The sequence below is a fragment of the Ruminococcus sp. 1001136sp1_2201st1_G3_2201SCRN_220225 genome (assembly GCF_040924365.1).
In the GTDB taxonomy this organism is placed as follows: domain Bacteria; phylum Bacillota; class Clostridia; order Lachnospirales; family Lachnospiraceae; genus Blautia_A; species Blautia_A faecis.
In genome coordinates this window covers 16101-34127 of the sequence record NZ_JBCOME010000008.1, presented here as the reverse complement: position 1 = coordinate 34127, position 18027 = coordinate 16101, and the positions used below count along the sequence as shown (strand labels likewise).

Sequence of the window (18027 nt, the reverse complement as noted above, 5' to 3'; positions counted from 1 at the left end):
TTCTGCAAACAGCAGAAAACGGCGGTCTTATCGACCGCAGAATTCTCATTGATATTTTGCAACAAGCTCTCCGGCATTTGCTTTCACATCATCGGAAACAAGCCCCGGGAATTCCTCTTCCAGTTCATTCAGGATATTCATAATATCTTCTTTTTCCTGATCGGTGCTGATAACAACCTCGCAATAGTTGATCTTCTCCATACCTGCCACTGAGGTTTCCAGCTGCATAATATAATCCACATGCGGATTCCCATATAATCGGATCAGATCCTCCTGCGACCTTGCTTTCATCTTAAAGTTCAATGCATATTTCAGGTTCCGTTTCATACTGTAATTTTTGTCAGTTCCGAGTATGCTGTCCACAAAAATAGATAGTGGATTTCTTCCCTCCATGGCAGCCGTTGTTGTTGTCATTCCGGACCATCTTGGATTAATTTCGATAATATACCATTCTCCTGCCCGGTAAACCAGATCGACCTGCACCGTTCCTTCAAATTTCAAACTCTGTGCCATATTAAGCAGTTCTTCCTGTACCTTTTCAAAATGATAGGAAGGATCCGTCACCGGACCAAATTTTACAGAGCTTAACGGATCTGTAATGCCCTCTTTTGTTACAGAAAAGGCGATCGGCGGAAGGACACTGTAACGTCCCTCTACACCATGAATTTCCGTTCCGAACTGTTCTCCCTGAATCAGTTCTTCCACCATTATATCTGAATTGTTCCGATCGGAATTAAGAAAGCTCTCTACTTCCTCATAGGAGTTCATGATTTCCACTCCGATTGACCCTGCACCTAATGTATCCTTCACAATGACCGGAAAGTTTATTTCCTTAATCCGATAAAAAACATATTCCTTATATACATTTACACTGACACCCGGATTCTTCTTCTCCGCAAGAAACAGCTCATGGTGAATATAGATTCCCTTTGCCGCTTTGACAAAGCTGCGGAACATGATATTACTACGCCACTTATCAAATGCTGCCACTGACACCAGCGTATTATTGGCAATGGTTGCAATTCCTCTTTTCTGTAATTCCTCAGCAATGAGAGCGGTCTTGATCGGTACCCAGTCAAAGGGAACGGCTCCCGATGCAATTGCTACAGCAATATCCGGTCTCTGCTGTGCAATCAGCTCTGCCGTATCCTCCGCACTCATTCCACTCTCCAAAAGCACGTATTTCACCTTCTCAGGTTTTTTGCAGATTTCCCCATCTGCCACGTCAAAAATGTAAGAACCATTCAGGGGTCCTGCTACAACAAATTCGCAGTCCGGATAAAGCCGGTCCATTTCATCCCAGGTATCTGCCCGGAACGGCTGGTAGGTTGTTTTTGTTGATGAATTGGAATGTGCTGATGTTGACGCACTATAAAATACAATACGCATAATCTCTTCCTCCGCCTATTTTCTATGATTCAAACTGTGCCTGATATAATCTGGCATAGGCTCCGTTTTGTGCTAATAGCTCTTTGTGGCTGCCCTGCTCCACGATATGCCCGTTCTCCATAACCAGGATTACGTCTGCATTGCGAATTGTGGACAGACGGTGGGCAATGACAAAGCTTGTCCGTCCCTCCCGCAGCTTATCAAGTGCCTGATCAATCATGGCTTCGGTTCTGGTATCTACAGAACTTGTTGCCTCATCCAAAATGAGAATATTCGGTTTCACAAGAAATGCCCTGCAGATCGTCAACAACTGCTTTTCTCCGGCAGAAAGGCTTGACATTTCATTGGAAATTACAGTCTGATAACCATCAGGCAGTGTACTTACAAACTGATCCACGAAGGTCTCCCGGCATGCATTCCGGAATTCTTCTTCCGTGATTTCCCGTTTCAAACCATATTTCAGATTGTCTCCGATCGTTCCTTTATACACCCAGGTGTCCTGCAGAACCATTGCAATGTTCTCCCGCAGGCATGCTCTTGTAAGGTCGTGAATTTCTACTTTGTCATCAAAAATAATTTCTCCAATGTTTACTTCATAAAATCGTTCGATCAGATTTACAAGTGTTGTCTTGCCGGCACCAGTTCCTCCAACAATAGCGACCATCTGGCCCGGTTCTACAACAAGGTTCATATGTTCAATCAGCTTCCTCTCAGGTACATAAGAAAAGCTCACATCCCGGAAATCGATCTTTCCCTGCAACCGGTAGCTCTCTCTGGCTTCCGGTTTTTCTTCAGCCTGATCTTCACTATCTAACAGCTCATAGATCCGGTCAAGAGACGCTATTCCGGACTGCAGTGAAGAATACGCCTGGGACAGCTTGGAAAAGGGTGTCTGAAACTGTCTGGTATACTGAATAAATGCCTGCACATCTCCGACCGTCATCTGTCCGGATATTACCCGTAAAGCACCTCCCAATGCCACAATCACATAATTCAGATTCGTAAAGAACCGGGACAATGGTTGAATCAGGTTCGATACGGCCATAGCTTTGAAGGAAGATTCATACAGCAGACGATTCTGCTTCCTGAAAGCTTCCACGAACTTCTCTTCCTGACCATAAAGCTTCACAATATTGTGTCCGTTCACACTCTCTTCCACATTACTGTTAATCATTCCGGTATAATACCACTGCTTCTGATATTCCTTACGCACAAACCTGGAAATCAGGGTCACAATCCAGCCCGAGACCGGAATAATGATCACAGTGATCAATGCCAGCCTCCAGTTAATTGCAGTCATCATGACAATCATCCCGACCAGCTGGAAAATACTGTAAATCGTATCTGCACCGGAAGAATTCAGAGTCGTGACCACATTATCAATATCATTTGTGGTCCGGCTCATGATATCTCCGTGACTGTTTGTATCAAAATAATTTAATGGCAGCGACCATAGCTTTGTCTCTACCTGACTGCGCAATTCTTTCGCCGTATCAGAGATGATCCGTGTGGAAAACCATGCGGACAGCCATTTCGATACGAACTGGATCAGAAAAATCACACTCGATATCCCTGCCCAGAAGAAAAACCGGTCCCAGTGAATGTTACTGCTTACCGGGTTTGACATATCCTGTACAATGGAATCCGTTGCATACCCCAGATACTGCGGTCCCAGCGCTGTAGCAACCGCTGAAATAACAATACTGAACAGCATAAGAGCGGTCAGCATCTTATTTTTAAAGAAGAAGAGCTTTAACAGCCGCTTGAAAGACCCCTTTTGTATGGTCTTTTTCTGCTTTGTACTCATGATGCCACCTCCTTATCTGTGGGCTGGGAAGCCACAATTTCCTGATAAGTCCGGCTGCTTTGCATGAGTTCTTCATGTGTTCCAACCGCTTCAATACGTCCCTGATTCATCACAAGGATCTGGTCAGCATCCTTAATGGTACTGATTCTCTGTGCAACAATAATCACAGCCGCATTCTGTGTAACCGGCTTCAGTGCTCTTCGCAGCTCCTGGTCTGTCCGGTAATCCAGTGCAGAGAACGAATCATCAAACAAATAGATGGAGGGTCTGCGGACAATTGCTCTTGCGATTGCAAGCCGCTGCCGCTGCCCGCCCGAAAAGTTTATTCCCCCTTCGGAAATCTTCATCTTAAGACCACGTTCGTTTTTCTCCACGAATTCCTTTGCCTGCGCAATCGAAAGAGCCTCCCAGAGTTCTTCCTGTGTTGCATCCGGTTTTCCATCCCGCAGATTGTCCTCCAGCGTCCCCGAAAACAGGAAAGCCTTCTGCGGAACCATGCCGATTGCCTGATCAAGCTCATGCCTTAACAGCTTCCGGACATCCATGCCATCTACGAAGACCGTCCCCTCTGTCACATCTGCAAGACGTGGAATCATATCAAGCAAGGTAGTCTTACCACATCCGGTAGATCCGATAATCGCCGTCGTTTTACCCGGCTGTGCGCAGAAGGAAATGTCCTTCAATACAGGCTCCACCTGCTCATTATCCGGTGCATAGGAATACGTCACATGTTCAAAACATATTTCTCCCCGGAACTGCTCTGGCAAAAAAGCATCCTCTCTGTCCTGAATTTCACTTTCACTGTTTAAAATCTCTTCAATACGTGTAACCGATACCTCGGCTCTTGGCAGCATAATAAAAATCATGGAAGCCATCAGGGTTGCTGTCAGAATAAAGGATATGTAGGTTACGAAGCCGATCACCTGTCCAATCTGTACCTGACCGTTCCCCGCCATACGGCCGCCAAGCCAGATCAGCGAAATATTGGCAAAGCTCATTGTCAGGGTAAAGATTGGCTGCATCAGCCCTGTAATCTTACCGATGCTGGTATTAATCCTTGAAAGATCTCCGTTAATCCGTTCAAAGCGTTCCTTCTCGCCTTGTTCCTTCGTAAAGGCCTTTACCACACGGATACCGGAAATCTGATCCCTGAGTACGGTATTCATCTCATCTATTTTCGTCTGCTGTTCTCTATAATAAGGAAGGATCAGCTTTAAAAATACCACAGAAACCCCAAGCAGCAGAGGTATCGTCACAAGCAATACCACCGAAAGCTTCACGCTTTGGGACAAGGCAAGCACAAGACCTCCGATAAACATCATCGGTGCTGCGATAATCGCGGTAAATAAGAACGTAATAAACTGGATTACCTGCTGTACATCGTTTGTTGCCCTTGTAATCAGCGTAGGAGCTCCCATGCTTCCGATCATCCTGCGTGAAAAATGTATCAGCTTCTCATAAACCTGCTCCCTCAAATCCCGTCCGGTCATCAGTGCCACCTTTGCTCCGAAAATACCAGCCAAGGTTGATAGCAGTAACTGGATAAGAGCTATTCCCAGCATGAGAATTCCCTGATGCATGATATATGCAGCATCCGCATTCGCCACACCATAATCGATCACTCTGGAATTGATTGTTGGCAGATACATGGTTAAAAAGGACTGACCAAGCTGCAGTAAAATGACCAGTATCAAAAGTCCCCTGTATGGGCTTAATACTCTTCGCAAAAATCCGGTCATGCCTGTCCCTCCATAAAATCATCAATAACGGAAGCATATGCATCCATCATCTTACGCCCCGGCATACCCGGAAATGCATTTACCTCTGCCAGCACATACTCTCCATCACCAATCATAAGATCCAGTCCGATAATCGGAAGATCAAATATGGACGCCACCTTTTCACAGAATACCTTTTCTTCTTCGGTAAGAGTCTTCTCCTGTGTAGTTCCACCCACATGTACATTCGAACGGAATTCATCAGGATTCGATGCATGGCGCTCCATCGAAAAATAATATCTGCCATGGAGAACAACAACACGGATGTCTCTTCCTTTGGAAGTAGCAATATATTCCTGTGCCACATAAGCCTGTCCATAGGAAAGAGTTGCAAAGTAATCCTTAAGCTCCTGGCCGTTATGGATCAGTTCTACACCAATCCCGCCAAATCCACTGTCCGGCTTCACAACAAATGGATAACCAAAACGACCAGACAGTGTTTCGGGATCAGAATCTTTGAAAAACACCATCGTATCAGGCACCCGTATTCCATTCTGTGCAAATCTCTGATAAGTTGCAATCTTACTTCTTGCGACCTGAAGCTCACGCAGATTTAAAATAGATGGAATTCCCGCATCCTGAAGCATATTCTCCAGAATAAATCCATCCGTGGATCCAAGTAGTGGCCAGAAATAATCCGGCTTTTCCATTTTTTCGCCCAGACAGGTGATCACAAGTTCCCCGTTCCTGCAAATTTCAATCGTGGAATATTCGCAGAAAAGCACTTCCTTATCTTTACCTATCAGTGCCTGCATCTGCCTTCTTCCATTTGTCTTAACATCTTCCACAGTACTGTCCTGGCTTGCTACTAAAGCTAAAATTTTCATAGGCTTCTCCTTTTATTTTCACAAAGTCCTTCCATTTATTTTACAAGCTCCACCCCGTATTCTGTCTGACTGAAAAAGAATTTCCGCTGCAGTTCATTCCGGATGATGTGCACAGGCTTCAGCTGTGCCGGCGCAATTCCCTTCATTATCATCAGATCACGGTATAAGCTATATGTCTCCGGCTCTAAGATATTTAACTTAGTTGGCGCACAGATTCCTTTTGCCACCTTATCTCCCATGGACGGATTGGCCTTAGCAAGATTCCTCTCCAGAAAAAAACGGATTTCCTTTGCTTTCATCCCCTCCGGAAGGCTTTCGATTTCCATAAAATAAGTATAACGTGGAGGAACATGTTCAACATCCGGATATACTGTAAAATCAATCATGTCAAAGCCAAGCTGCTTTGCTGTATCCTCTGCGGCAGTCCTGAGTGCCACTTCTGTTGTCTTCTCCCCCATAATACTGACTGTCTGATCAATACGTCCGATGAATTCCAGAATCGGCAGATTCTTATATTTTCCTGCAATCTTTACCGCATCACGCATACGATACCGGTAAAAACCGGAAAGATTCGTAACAATCACTTCATATTCTTTACCTGTCTCAAGCTGATCTATCGTTACTATTTTGGAGAAATCATCATCTGCGTCTGTCGGCAGAAATTCATAGAACATACTGTCCGGAACCGGCACGCTCTTCTCATCATTTAACCGGTACGGGACACTGATCATGCCTTCAGATGCATTAATTCCGGTAAAATAACGGGCTATTTTTTCTCCCATATATTTCTCTTTGATCTTATCAGCATAAACCTTAAATCCACCGGAACCGACACCGGTAAGGAACTGTGCATGAGGCCACAGCTTCGGTACAATCGGTTCCTCAAACCCCTGCATGAAAATTCCCCTCAGTTCCTGCGCTCTCTCCGGCATGGGCTGAATTTTCTTTAAGAGACTGGAACGGACTTCCTCTGACATTTTAATACCCAGATCAATCGTTCCCTGTTCAATATCATTAACCAGAAGCTCCCAATGCTGTTCCATATAACGCAATACTTCCAGTAAAAATCCAAGAAAGTTCGCTGCCATATTCGTAAGATCCTGGTCCATCAGTCCGAAACGTGCATGCAGATATCTGGTGTTGGTTTCCGATTCCGGATAAATTGCTTCATCGGGAGATGTAAAACTCATTCCGAGGTAAGGGCGGAATTCACCGATCATTTTTACTGACAAAGCCCCATAAGTAACACCGCTTTTCACGTGCTGGATCTCTGCAATGGATTCCGCAATGGACATATTCCGTCCGTTGATCCAGTCTTCTCCGAGTTCTTTTGCGACCAGACCCATACGGTAGGGACCATTATACTTCTGAAAAACCTGAAAAGCCTCTTCCGTCAACGGTATACGCTTGGGATTTCCAACCGTTCCTGAAGACTTGTTATAATGTACAACCTTACCGGAGGTAATCAGATTCTCCTCCCCATCCTCACTCATTCTTAAAATATAGCCTGCATAATCATCGTATACACTGACCGGAACCTTCTTCTGGTATTCTTCTATGGAATGAATATTCGCAAAGCCATATTTCCTTCCATATTCCGTATCCTTATTTTGTTCCAGAATCCTTAAAAGCAGCTTTTCATTTTCCCCCATGGGATCCTCTGCCATCCGATTCAATGCTTCCACTACCGGTATTCCCAATTTGATCTGTTGCAGATTCCCCTGTCCGGCAGGTGTTAATTTTCTCTCTTCAATTGTCATATTCTTTTCCCCATTTTCATCTGTCTTTTATTGTTCGACTGTCAAAATACTGTCAAATCCGGTTGCTTCAAATACTTCCATAATAATTTCATTGACATGCTTTACAACCATACTTCCCTTTGCTGCATTCATTTTCTTCTGACAGGATAAAAGAACTCTTAATCCGGCACTGGAAAGATACGCAAGATCGGTAAAGTCCAGAACAAGCTCAGTAACTCCATCAAGCTTTTGGAAAATCTCCTTCTCAAATCCCGGTGCTGTTGCAGAGTCCATTCTTCCTTCCAAAGCAACCTCCATTTTCTTTCCCTGTGTTTTAACATCAAATTTCATTGATTTAACCCCCTTGTATTTTATACATATGCGGTAACTATTTTATCTGAATCCGTGCTTTCTTCAGTTCCCTGTTCTTTATCTGAATTTGTGTTTTCTGTATCAGTATTTTTCTCTTGATGATCCTGATCCGTAATATCTGCTTGATCTTCTTTTACAGGCAATTCTGAATCTTGTTCCATCATAAGAATATTGCCTGCATACACGGTTGTTGCTACAATACTTTGACTTAAAGTACTGAACAGCAATACAAAAGATAGCAAACATGCTTTCTCTATTTTTTCTCCTTTCTTCTTTTAACTGTTTTTATATCTATATTATATATATTATTTAAATCTAGTTTCTCTGTCTATATTTTTGCGTGAATAGTCAAAATATAGTGTAAAAAGACATTCATCTGATTTGATTTTGCCGTTTGCAAAGTTCTTCTTTTGATAAAAGATTAACTTCCTGATTTTCTATATTCCGTATTACTGAATTTTGATTTTCACAATTATTAGGCGGCTCATTCTAGTATTGTTCCATACTTTTAAAAGTAAGAAAGCCTGCAATCACTCCGGTTCCCAGAGAAATTAACAGGCTGATCAATAAGGGTTTTTGCTTCATTAAAGAGCTCCCTTTATTTTTAGAATTAATTTATTATATTCTGCTGTCATGGAGACATTCTACTTTTGGCTGCGTTACTGAGAATATTATCTATTGTCTGCTTTATTGGTTTTTCCTGAATCCGTGAAGTTGATTTCCTCACATACTCCTTAAACCCTATAGTTTCATGCTTTTGCAATATTTTTTTCCAATATTGTTATTCACCCACCAGGTGAAAGCAGTCTGTGGTAAAATAGACATAACAAAATCTATGGATTGGAGTCTTTTACCATGAATAACAACCACCGAATCACACTGAACACCAATAAGAACATTATTGTTGAGTTTACAAATGAACGTATTATCCCAGCCAGCGGTCTGGCTGTTGTTGGCGCCCTCCTTGGGAAAAGCGATTTCATCAAAAAACTCAATCGCATGGACGTGACATCCAATCGGTCTCAGCATCAGATTAAAAATGGTGATATTGTACTCACTTACCTTGGAATGCTTTGCATGGGCAAACCTTACTTTGAAGCTTTTTCATTATCAAGCGAAAACTTCGCCGAGAAAGCACGGATGACTGGTTTGAAATGGCAAAGCAGTATTGCCGGAATGTAACCAGTCCCAGAGACGGAAAAACCGTCTATATAGGCAGTGACTGGAAAACCGTTACCAGTAAGCAGTTCAATACAGAGTATACACTCCGTGCCGGATACGAGATTACAGAGCGAACCATTGATAAGTATGGTCAGTTCAACCTTGTTCCCGATATTGAAGTTGAAGCCTGGTGGACAAACCTTGGTGACCCGGATGAGGAAATCATCAGTCTGTATCATGCCCATGGGGAATGTGAGCAGTTTCATAGTGAGGTAAAAACAGACATGGATCTGGAGCGGCTTCCATCCGGAAAGTTCGCGACCAATGCACTGATACTCGAATTAGGGATGATCGCATATAACATTCTCCGTATGATCGGTCAGGGCACAATTGGAGGACGGGCACCCCGTCAGAAGAGGGATGTTAAACGCCGTCGTTTACGCACAGTTATCAGCAACCTGATTATGATGGCAGGACATATAACCATGCATGCACGCCAGTTGATAACCGGCCTCGGAAGAAGCAACATCTGGCGACATATATTTTCTGATATCTGTCAGAAATATGCTGTCACAAACTCATAAGTAACAAAGCAATTTTATAGCAGGCTTATTTCGTGTACCCTTTTTTGCCCAGTGACTGCTTTTGTTCCCGGTGCTGATACAGAAAAAGCCACAGAAGTATGCTCACATCATGAAACAAACTTACCTTTGGAAGATTGGTTCTCTTAAAGAATGAACTTCACGGATTCAGGTTAGTTGCTAAGTCTCTTGGTGTGGTGGTACTGTTACCAATGGACTTAATGGGAGCCGCATAGCCTTCTGGTTCAACAGGAGAATCATCCCAGCCATTTGCAAAGGAATATAAGACCAGTCCCATCTTCCCGAACAGTCGTTCCAGGAAATCTGGATCTGACGTTGCAATTTTCCCAATGGTTTTGATCCCATAACGGTTTAACATCGTTCTGGTAGATCTTCCGACATACAAAAGGTTAGCTGCAGGAAGATTCCAGACGATACTCTGGTAATTTTCTTTATGAAATTGGGTGATCGCATCTGGTTTTTTATAATCGCTTCCAAGCTTAGCAAAAATCTTATTCCACGAAATCCCGATACTGACTGTGATCCCCAATTCCTTTTTTACACGGCTTCTAATCTCATCTGCAATCTTTTTTTCATCCCCTTTTAAGGCGGTACTTCCAGTCACATCCAGCCACGCTTCATCACATCCATAAGGCTCCACCAGATCGGTATACTCTCCATAAATCTCCTGCAGCATGGAAGAAAACTGTAGATAAAGCTCCATTCTGGGCGGAACAACAACCAGATCCGGACAGGCACTTCTTTACCCCCTTTTGCGTAGCAGTATAATTTGCTGTCAGAACAATCCCACGTCTGGATGCCTGATACGCTTTAATCGCAGGCTTGTTCAAAACTCTGGACCAGTACGCAGCGATCTGGTAATGTGCAGACCCACATACAGCCTCCATGTGATATGATTTCTTCTGGTATTCCACACCTTTCCATGATTATTGGCAGACGTCTTGGTATCCAGATTATCAAGCATGCTTCATCTATCTGTTCCTATCAAAATATCGTTTTGCAAGTTATCAAGACGCATTCTTCTTTAATTCAAGGATTTTCTTCCTGATTTCTTCTATAACTAATTTAAACGCCTCATCGTTTTTTCCCGTTGGATCTTCCAGTCCCCAGTTATCGTCAAAAGGCCTGTCAATAAACGGACACCCTACATTGCATCCCATGGAAATCACGATATCAGGAGTTGGAATATCGCGAATCAGTTTGCTGTACTGACCATCTGCTTCCATATCTATTCCATATGACGTTTTCATAATCCGGACTGCATCCTGATTGATCTGCGGTTTTGTCTCTGTGCCGGCAGAATAGCTTTCAAATATATCAGATGCCAGATGCTTTCCAAATGCTTCTGCTATCTGGCTGCGGCATGAATTATGGACACAGATAAAAGCTACCTTTTTCTTACTCATAGAAGAGTCCCCTTTCTCTTATATCTTACTCCTTTTCCATAATTTTACAGTTCCTCCTGGTGCTCGTTTCATTTTCTGCTCCAGCTTCTTTCCATAATTTTCCTTCTTTGTAGTGCTTCCGGCAAAGCGCCACATAGCTTTCATTGGAGCCAAGCATGATCTGCGCACCCTCCCGTACAATTTCTCCATTTGCATACCGGGTATTACACTGTGCACGTTTTCCACACCAACAGACAGTCGGTACTTCCTCAATGACATCTGCAATCTCCATCAGACGTCTGGAGCCAGGAAATAAGCGGTTGCGGAAATCGGTGCGCAGTCCATAGCAGATCACTGGAATATTATAAAAATCCACAAGGTCGGACAAAGTGTCTATTTCCGCTTCCGAAAGGAACTGCGCTTCATCCACCAGAACTGCATCCACTTTCTTTCCCTGATACCGGTATTCTGTATTTTCTTTTTTCCAGATCGTAGAGATCTCTTTTAAAAATTCATCCACGTATTCTGCTGAAGCAGATAATCCCATACGAGACTGGATCTTGCGTTCTCCATCCCGGCTGTCTGTTCTTGGTTTTAACAAAACGGCATACTGACCGCGCTCTTCGTAGTTATAACGGACCATTAGTATGTTTGCTGATTTCGAGCTTCCCATTGCTCCGTAGCGGAAATATAATTTTGCCATTTTCAGACTCTCCTTATGCTCAGTGTTCTTTCAAAAGCTTTTCCATATAGCTTTTCCTTCTATCAATCAAATTTCAGAACCAGTTGTCCGTCGATCCAGCTTTTCTGATCCGCCTGATGTATTTTATCATCCGCTTTTAAATTTCCAATCAAAAACGGGGATTTCGGATCATGCAAAGCATAATTCTGACGAACCGTTTTGGTATCGTAATTAGCATAACAATATTTACATCCATGAAGACAGGTATTATATGCTCCAATATCATTTCCCATAAAACAGGCACATTCTTTCCGTAGTGGCTGCTTTTTCGGTATATCCAGCGTGGTATGGAGGGCTTTTTCGTATGTTTCCTGTGTCATACAGCCATTGCAATCTGCCCCATAACAGGCTAATTCTGTTCCTTCTCCACAGGGATATACTTTCATTCCATGTGCCGCGGCTATCTGTATCATGGTTTTCCCAAGTGACAGACGTTTTTCTTTTGGTACAGCTTGGGCTTCCGGAAAATTTCTTCTCACTTTCTGGTACAGGTCGATGAAACTGATCACGCAGGTATGGGTATAGCCCTCAAGGGCCTGTGCGATCTGTGTAAACTTTTGGATATGGACCTCTGGCGTATAAGTCTCATTCAGGAATATAGGGTCATAACGCCATCCCATGGAATCCGGTCCTGTAATCTCAGCCAGTTGCCGAAATGTATCTATTACCGTTTCTACATCTGGAACCAGAGGCTCTATTTCTTTTCCATAAGGGGTAATGGTAACGAACCAGTACATTCCATATGTTTTCAGTAAATCCATGTGTGAAAGCATAGGCGCCGGATTTTTCGAGCAGAACGCAATCAGATCTACCACAGAAGGCGAAAAGGTATATCTTGTTACCTGCTGCGGCTGATATGGATTCCGAACCATCACGTAGCCCTCTTTTATCCGGTTACACAGCCATTCCGAATAAAACGCCGGGATATCCGTCCGCATACCGGTCTGAATAATCATAAATGTGTTCCCTTCTTTTTTATGTCAGCAAACTCTCTTACATATTATTTCTCATTTACAAGCTTCCCTGTCATATGCTCAATTCTGATTGCAAATAGCTGGACACGGCTTCTTGCAGAACCATTCATTTCTTTTTCTACTTCTTCTACTGTAGGGTAATATTTTTCTGCCAGTTTTTGAAGACGGTCTTCTATAATCTTGGTATCTGTGATTTCTATAAGGATAACAATCCCAGGAAAATAGTGCAAGTAGTATTCTTTTCACAAATAAAAAAGTTTTCCAATATTTATGCAAGTGAAAAGGGACTGTTTCCAGCCCCATCAGACTATATTACACATAAAAAATATTCAAGTTAAAGGATTTCTTTACTTTTCTCCGACACTGCCAAACATCTCTTTGAGTTGTTCATACTGTCCCTCATAATCTAAATCATCAATAGCATTGTACTTTCTACATTGAATGATTGCATTTTCTTTTCCTGCCTCGACCTCTGGATCATCATAGCAGTATTCCAATCCAGCTTCTAATTTTTCAAGTTCTGTCATATTTTGGGATTCTCCTATTCAAATTTTTTATATCAAAATACGGATTAAATTTTCGTCTGCTGTATTTTTTCATGTCAAGTCTTTGTATGTTTAAACTGTTTACTGAATTTAAAATGAACTTCTTTCAAGGTGCGCGACACGGTTTACTTTATCTAATAAAAATATCTTATCTTTTTCTGATGCCGTACCATTTTCGATTCTTGCAATTGTCTTTTTTTCTTTTATTCCCAAATCATTTAAAATCTGCGTAAACAAGCCTGCAATTGAAAAAGCGGTACCAGCTCCCGGAAGAAATCCTCCTACGGAAAGCATATAATTTAAAATAGTTCCGATTCCTGCTTTTTCCATTCCTGCTTCAGCAATTGCATTATTATATTCTTTGATTTTTTCTTCACATTTTTTGTCATCCAGAAATGCCAGATCCTCCAGTATTTTTTTCAAAGTATGGGGAGTATGGTATTTCTTTTCGTAATCCAGAATATGTTTCAGATCTACAGTGTTTTCAGATCTCAGCAAACAAATACTATGGTTCTTTTTATTCACACGTTCACTATATTCTTTCATATGCTCCAGCTGATTTTTTCCAAGATAATTATACATATTTAATATATCCCCCAGTAGTGTCGCAACACCCAGGTCGGAATAACTTCCATTTTCCTGCTCGATGCAAAATGGAAAATACGTAGCGTGAAGAGCCGTTGCAATGTGAATAGCAGGAGCATTTACTGTCATTTCAAATTCAATGTTACTTTTGTTGTGCTGTGGAAGTAATAAATAATTGTTTACCCCTATACTTGAAACAGACAGCGGACTATAACTTGTCAGCAATTCATAACTTTCATTTTTCGCTCTTATCGGCCATAAAAGCATATCTGCAAACATTTTTGCTAACGGATCTTTCTTTTTTGCACAGTCCATGCAAAACTCTTTTAAGACTTCTTCTTTTCCTTTCCAGATCTTCATGTACTGCTTTTCCAGCTCACAATAATACATGGCCATCAATGCATTAATCCCCCTCTTAGAAACAATGCAATTTGGATTCATCCCATACATTTCATCCAGAATATTTTTATCGTATCTACTTTCGGTGTTTGGCAGGAGAATAACCAGTTTTTGATTTTCTATAAGTGTATATAAATCCTTTACTGTCAAATGTTGCTGTTCTAAAAATTTTTCAAAATTCATTTGCAGGGGAAACGCAATATAAACTGTATCATACAGAAGTACTGCACTTCGGATATTTACGTTTCTATTTTGCCATATACTAAAATCCATGTAGCACTTGGTTTTTTCGGGATCAAAAAAGCGCAAGGATTCCCTTGTCAGATTTCCGGAATAGATCTTTTGAGCATTGGAAAACCAGAACTCAGAATCTTCTATGGAAAATTTGTATCTTGAGTCTGTACATGCCAAATCTACTGTTTTTATCAGTATAGGATCTGATAGGTGTTCATCTATCTGTATTTCTACATCGGTAAAACCGTTTTTCATATCTAAAAGAAATGTCTTAACTTCCTTTTCTTTTTCTTTTGATACCGTATGTCCCAGGATTAATTTTAAACATACGCCATTTTGGAAATCTACTTCTATTTTCCGAAAATCAATGTCTGTAAAGCGGCTTACAAGAAGACTCTGCAGCATTTCATTGTTAAGAAATAGCCCCTGATTATCTGCTGTGTTCTTGATCGGCGTAATTTCTTCTCTTATATTATCAGGTTTCTCAATTATCAGTTCCACATCGTCTCCAACCTGGCGAATCGTATGCTCAAAATTTTCTTTTATTTCATCATAAAGTTCAGGATAGTTTAAAAGCTGTATCGCATATTGTCCAGTTTTTAATAAATAGATGTGGGTCTTAAGACCGTAATATTCCAGACGTAGTTTAAAGTCCGATCTTTTTATACTTCCACTGTCGTTCTGTTTATCATTCATACCGCATTCCTCTTTCTTACCTATAAAATTTGAGAGTCAGAAATACTGTCGAAATAATCATCTTCCTATGCCAACATGAATAATTATAATTCTTTTAATACTTTTTTTATTGTCTCCAGAAGCACCGAAACCTCTACAGGCTTTGAAATGTGACCGTTCATTCCTGCAGCAATCGCCTTCTTTTTGTATTCCTCAAACGCATTTGCAGTCATGGCAAGGATGGGAACCTTTGCCTTTTTAGGATTCTTTAAGGAGCGGATCTTTCTTGTGGCTTCGTATCCATCCATATTTGGCATCTGGATATCCATTAATATCAGATCATATTGCTTCCTCGATACTTGCTGAGATCATCTGATACTGTTCTTTTTCTAACTCGCCATAAAACAGGGTCTGTTTTATTTTTTCAAAACTTTATCCATATGTTTTCTCTGTAACTTTCCAAAAATATTTGAAAAGGGACTGTTTCCAGCCCCTTACTTCCTGTAAATTTCCTTACAGATATGAACAACATGACAATTTGTGCCCCGGATATCTTTAATCTGCATACCACGGTGGTTCATTTATATACCGAATAGTTCTTCTCCAGGCGCATGCCTCGCACTTAAAGCATCCCATTTCGGTTCTTCCATCGCTATATTCAATACTTCGCTCCTCATGTGGTTCAATTGTTCTATGAGTGAAGCAGAAATGCTCTTTATTATTTATTGATTGTCCGTCACACTGGATAATTATATCTAAAAAGTTTACAGCTTCTGTAATGTCTTTAAATCCATTAATTTCCTCAGGTTCAGGATCCTTAAAGAGTAAAATACGTGGCATTTATTTCTTTGTCTATTACTTCTTTATGGCCTGTTGCCTTCACTGCTTTCTGTGCTGCAAATACTGCACCGCAGATTTCACAGTATCTTACTTCCGTTAATCCATCTTCTGTGCAGGTCGCTGCTACTTCTGACAGGTTTTTGTCAGTCCTTTTATACTTATATAATTTTCAAAATATTTACTTTTCTGCCAAAACTGCTTCAAATCCTTCTTCTGCTTTTCTTACTGTGTCTTCTATGATTTTCTCTGCAATTGGTTTCAGATCCATTTTTAAGATCTGACCTATTACTTCCTCTTGTTTGGCTTCCGGTACTTTATATAAGGTAAAGCAGCATTTCAGTAATCTTCTTAATTTATTCTCCATGGTAAAATAGAGGTCGCATTTTTTTGCCATAAATCCTCTGGTGATTCCGGCAGAGGCAATGTCCATTTCATAAAAATCTTTCAATTCTGCTTCTTTTATATATTGTGAAAAAATATGCTGAATCTTCTGCGCCGTGCTCATATAAATATATTCTGAAGTAGTAGGAAGAGAATATCCTACCACATATAATTCCCTCAACGGTTCTGACAATTCGGCTATGTACATCTGTATCGAAACTTCTACTCCATAGACAAGCAACGGATCCGGAGTTTCCCCTAATAATTTCTCCGCCTTATCAAACTGGCTTCCAAACATTGTTTTGACCAGGGTAAGCAGCAAGGCTTCTTTATTATCAAATGCTGCAAAAAAGGAAGAGGGGGACATCCCGGCAGCCTTTGCAATAGAGGCTGTTGTTGTCTTCTCGTATCCATTTTCCAGAAATAATTTTACTGCTGCATAGATCATTTTGTTTCTTCTGACGATTCCTTTATGTTGTAATCCTTTTGGCATTTTTACATCAATCCATCCTTGTAATTATAATTTTGCATATACTTTTGATTATAATCAATTATATATTGCTTTAAAGTTTTTCGCAACTATTATTTGGATAATTTGTACAAAATTTCCACATTATATTTATGAAAAAAGACCTATGAAAAATGATCGCTCTTTTTTGCAGGCTTTATAAAACAAAAAGAATGCAACACATGAGCTGCATTCTTTTGTTTTGTATCTACATTCCGCATTATTCTAACTACTTATCAATTTTCATTCGATATACCCCCACCCAAACTGAAGGTCATATCCCTTGTCTCCGGCATCAACAGCTTTATTTTTCAGATAGTCCAGTACTTTTTCCTGCGTTACACCTGGATTCTCCAGCAGGTACCCTGCTACAGCTGCACTTACTCTGGGGACCGCATAGGAGGATCCTTTCTGATCTTCATAACTTCCGTTTGCGCTTACATATACTGCTTCACCGCCAAGATACCACAGCGAACTTATGGGATTCCCGTTTTCATCAAGATCAGCTCCTGCCACGCCGATTACTTCTTCCCAGGCAGCCGGATATACCTGGCTTCCAGAAGGTGTCTGGAAGCTCAGGTTTCCGGCTGCAGCCAGTATCAGGACTCCGTTTTCGCTGGCATACTGAATTGCTTCATGGAGGAGGTTCGAATCTCTATTCAGTGTCCAACTCATATTAAGGATATCTGCATGGTATTTATCTACGCTGTCATAGATGGCCTGGATGATGGTATTATCGTCTGTCTGATTTTCAGATTCCCCATCAAAACACTTTAGCATGACCAGATTTGCATCCAGTGCCTTTTCCAGCAGGATTTCACAGACGCCTGTTCCATGTCCGCTGTTGTCAGAAAGGTTATCGCTGCCTTCCAGATAATTCCACCCTGTAATGTTTTCCATGTTGCAGCCTGAATCCAGAATACACACAGTTACCTGGGATTCACTGTCTGCAAGAACCGGAGTATATGCTCCGATTGCAGACATAAGGCACAAAGCAATTAATGGAAGTTTTGAAAAAATTTTTAGTTTGTGTTTCATAGCATCTTTTTTGTCAAATTCAATTGATCAGTCAGTTTTTTGTGGC

At 41.3% G+C, this 18027-nt stretch carries 16 protein-coding genes and 2 pseudogenes; 1 reads left to right on the top strand and 17 read right to left on the bottom strand.

Annotated features, from left to right (window positions below; all coding sequences use genetic code 11):
* Positions 1 to 45: 45 nt before the first annotated feature.
* The 7 genes from AB5642_RS04495 to AB5642_RS04465 are packed head-to-tail and all read right to left on the bottom strand — an operon-like array spanning position 46 to position 8076.
* Positions 46 to 1389 (bottom strand): ATP-grasp domain-containing protein, encoded by a 1344-nt coding sequence (locus AB5642_RS04495; protein ID WP_148462066.1) that lies wholly within the window; start codon positions 1387 to 1389, stop codon positions 46 to 48.
* A 22-nt stretch (positions 1390 to 1411) separates the two neighbouring features.
* Entirely contained in the window at positions 1412 to 3196 is a 1785-nt protein-coding gene (locus tag AB5642_RS04490) for an ABC transporter ATP-binding protein (RefSeq protein WP_195408944.1), read from the bottom strand.
* Positions 3193 to 4935, bottom strand: coding sequence for an ABC transporter ATP-binding protein (locus tag AB5642_RS04485; protein WP_368371477.1), 1743 nt, complete (start codon positions 4933 to 4935; stop codon positions 3193 to 3195). Before AB5642_RS04485 ends, AB5642_RS04490 begins: the two co-directional genes overlap by 4 nt.
* Positions 4932 to 5801: a RimK family alpha-L-glutamate ligase gene (locus AB5642_RS04480; protein ID WP_148462064.1), complete on the bottom strand. Its 870-nt coding sequence runs from the start codon at positions 5799 to 5801 to the stop codon at positions 4932 to 4934. The genes AB5642_RS04485 and AB5642_RS04480 overlap by 4 nt, the downstream gene beginning before the upstream one ends.
* Before the next feature lie 35 nt (positions 5802 to 5836).
* On the bottom strand, positions 5837 to 7561 hold the full coding sequence (locus AB5642_RS04475) for a GH3 auxin-responsive promoter family protein (protein ID WP_148462063.1): 1725 nt from the start codon (positions 7559 to 7561) through the stop codon (positions 5837 to 5839).
* Positions 7562 to 7588: 27 nt separating this feature from the next.
* Entirely contained in the window at positions 7589 to 7891 is a 303-nt protein-coding gene (locus tag AB5642_RS04470) for an STAS domain-containing protein (RefSeq protein ID WP_148462062.1), read from the bottom strand.
* Positions 7892 to 7911: 20 nt separating this feature from the next.
* Positions 7912 to 8076, bottom strand: a complete 165-nt coding sequence (locus AB5642_RS04465) for a hypothetical protein (RefSeq protein ID WP_173717341.1) — start codon at positions 8074 to 8076, stop codon at positions 7912 to 7914.
* 691 nt (positions 8077 to 8767) lie between these two features.
* On the opposite strand from AB5642_RS04465, the pseudogene AB5642_RS04460 reads away from it, so the two are divergent.
* Positions 8768 to 9657, top strand: a pseudogene (locus AB5642_RS04460) (transposase).
* Positions 9658 to 9814: 157 nt separating this feature from the next.
* Here the strand turns inward: AB5642_RS04460 and AB5642_RS04455 are convergent.
* From AB5642_RS04455 to AB5642_RS04410, 10 genes and pseudogenes are all read right to left on the bottom strand, one after another.
* Positions 9815 to 10378, bottom strand: coding sequence for a hypothetical protein (locus AB5642_RS04455; protein ID WP_306467748.1), 564 nt, complete (start codon positions 10376 to 10378; stop codon positions 9815 to 9817).
* A 304-nt stretch (positions 10379 to 10682) separates the two neighbouring features.
* Positions 10683 to 11081 (bottom strand): arsenate reductase ArsC, encoded by a 399-nt coding sequence (locus tag AB5642_RS04450; protein ID WP_148462061.1) that lies wholly within the window; start codon positions 11079 to 11081, stop codon positions 10683 to 10685.
* A gap of 25 nt (positions 11082 to 11106) precedes the next feature.
* Positions 11107 to 11763 (bottom strand): thymidine kinase, encoded by a 657-nt coding sequence (locus tag AB5642_RS04445; protein ID WP_173718908.1) that lies wholly within the window; start codon positions 11761 to 11763, stop codon positions 11107 to 11109.
* 62 nt (positions 11764 to 11825) lie between these two features.
* Complete coding sequence (locus AB5642_RS04440) at positions 11826 to 12758, bottom strand: DUF1848 domain-containing protein (RefSeq protein ID WP_148462059.1); 933 nt, start codon at positions 12756 to 12758, stop codon at positions 11826 to 11828.
* Positions 12759 to 12802: 44 nt separating this feature from the next.
* The gene (locus AB5642_RS04435) at positions 12803 to 13006 is read right to left on the bottom strand and encodes a hypothetical protein (protein WP_173718907.1); all 204 of its coding nucleotides are present in this window, start codon (positions 13004 to 13006) and stop codon (positions 12803 to 12805) included.
* A 117-nt stretch (positions 13007 to 13123) separates the two neighbouring features.
* Entirely contained in the window at positions 13124 to 13303 is a 180-nt protein-coding gene (locus AB5642_RS04430; protein ID WP_173718906.1) for a maltose acetyltransferase domain-containing protein, read from the bottom strand.
* A gap of 108 nt (positions 13304 to 13411) precedes the next feature.
* Positions 13412 to 15235: a hypothetical protein gene (locus tag AB5642_RS04425; RefSeq protein WP_173718905.1), complete on the bottom strand. Its 1824-nt coding sequence runs from the start codon at positions 15233 to 15235 to the stop codon at positions 13412 to 13414.
* 83 nt (positions 15236 to 15318) lie between these two features.
* Positions 15319 to 15567 (bottom strand): annotated as a pseudogene (locus tag AB5642_RS04420) (response regulator); the annotation flags it as partial.
* Positions 15568 to 16232: 665 nt separating this feature from the next.
* Positions 16233 to 16883: a TetR/AcrR family transcriptional regulator gene (locus AB5642_RS04415; RefSeq protein WP_118583846.1), complete on the bottom strand. Its 651-nt coding sequence runs from the start codon at positions 16881 to 16883 to the stop codon at positions 16233 to 16235.
* Positions 16884 to 17186: 303 nt separating this feature from the next.
* Entirely contained in the window at positions 17187 to 17981 is a 795-nt protein-coding gene (locus AB5642_RS04410) for a S8 family serine peptidase (protein WP_195391650.1), read from the bottom strand.
* Between the last annotated feature and the right edge of the window lie 46 nt (positions 17982 to 18027).

What these genes read in the sequence shown, in the direction of transcription:
- AB5642_RS04430 (WP_173718906.1), bottom strand. Translation starts at nt 13,303, where the DNA reads ATGACAGAACTTGAAAAATTAGAAGCTGGATTGGAATACTGCTATGAT.
- AB5642_RS04480 (WP_148462064.1), bottom strand. Translation starts at nt 5,801, where the DNA reads ATGAAAATTTTAGCTTTAGTAGCAAGCCAGGACAGTACTGTGGAAGAT.
- AB5642_RS04485 (WP_368371477.1), bottom strand. Translation starts at nt 4,935, where the DNA reads ATGACCGGATTTTTGCGAAGAGTATTAAGCCCATACAGGGGACTTTTG.
- AB5642_RS04465 (WP_173717341.1), bottom strand. Translation starts at nt 8,076, where the DNA reads ATGATGGAACAAGATTCAGAATTGCCTGTAAAAGAAGATCAAGCAGAT.
- AB5642_RS04440 (WP_148462059.1), bottom strand. Translation starts at nt 12,758, where the DNA reads ATGATTATTCAGACCGGTATGCGGACGGATATCCCGGCGTTTTATTCG.
- AB5642_RS04490 (WP_195408944.1), bottom strand. Translation starts at nt 3,196, where the DNA reads ATGAGTACAAAGCAGAAAAAGACCATACAAAAGGGGTCTTTCAAGCGG.
- AB5642_RS04470 (WP_148462062.1), bottom strand. Translation starts at nt 7,891, where the DNA reads ATGAAATTTGATGTTAAAACACAGGGAAAGAAAATGGAGGTTGCTTTG.
- AB5642_RS04450 (WP_148462061.1), bottom strand. Translation starts at nt 11,081, where the DNA reads ATGAGTAAGAAAAAGGTAGCTTTTATCTGTGTCCATAATTCATGCCGC.
- AB5642_RS04475 (WP_148462063.1), bottom strand. Translation starts at nt 7,561, where the DNA reads ATGACAATTGAAGAGAGAAAATTAACACCTGCCGGACAGGGGAATCTG.
- AB5642_RS04410 (WP_195391650.1), bottom strand. Translation starts at nt 17,981, where the DNA reads ATGAAACACAAACTAAAAATTTTTTCAAAACTTCCATTAATTGCTTTG.
- AB5642_RS04455 (WP_306467748.1), bottom strand. Translation starts at nt 10,378, where the DNA reads ATGGAGCTTTATCTACAGTTTTCTTCCATGCTGCAGGAGATTTATGGA.
- AB5642_RS04425 (WP_173718905.1), bottom strand. Translation starts at nt 15,235, where the DNA reads ATGAATGATAAACAGAACGACAGTGGAAGTATAAAAAGATCGGACTTT.
- AB5642_RS04415 (WP_118583846.1), bottom strand. Translation starts at nt 16,883, where the DNA reads ATGATCTATGCAGCAGTAAAATTATTTCTGGAAAATGGATACGAGAAG.
- AB5642_RS04495 (WP_148462066.1), bottom strand. Translation starts at nt 1,389, where the DNA reads ATGCGTATTGTATTTTATAGTGCGTCAACATCAGCACATTCCAATTCA.
- AB5642_RS04445 (WP_173718908.1), bottom strand. Translation starts at nt 11,763, where the DNA reads ATGGCAAAATTATATTTCCGCTACGGAGCAATGGGAAGCTCGAAATCA.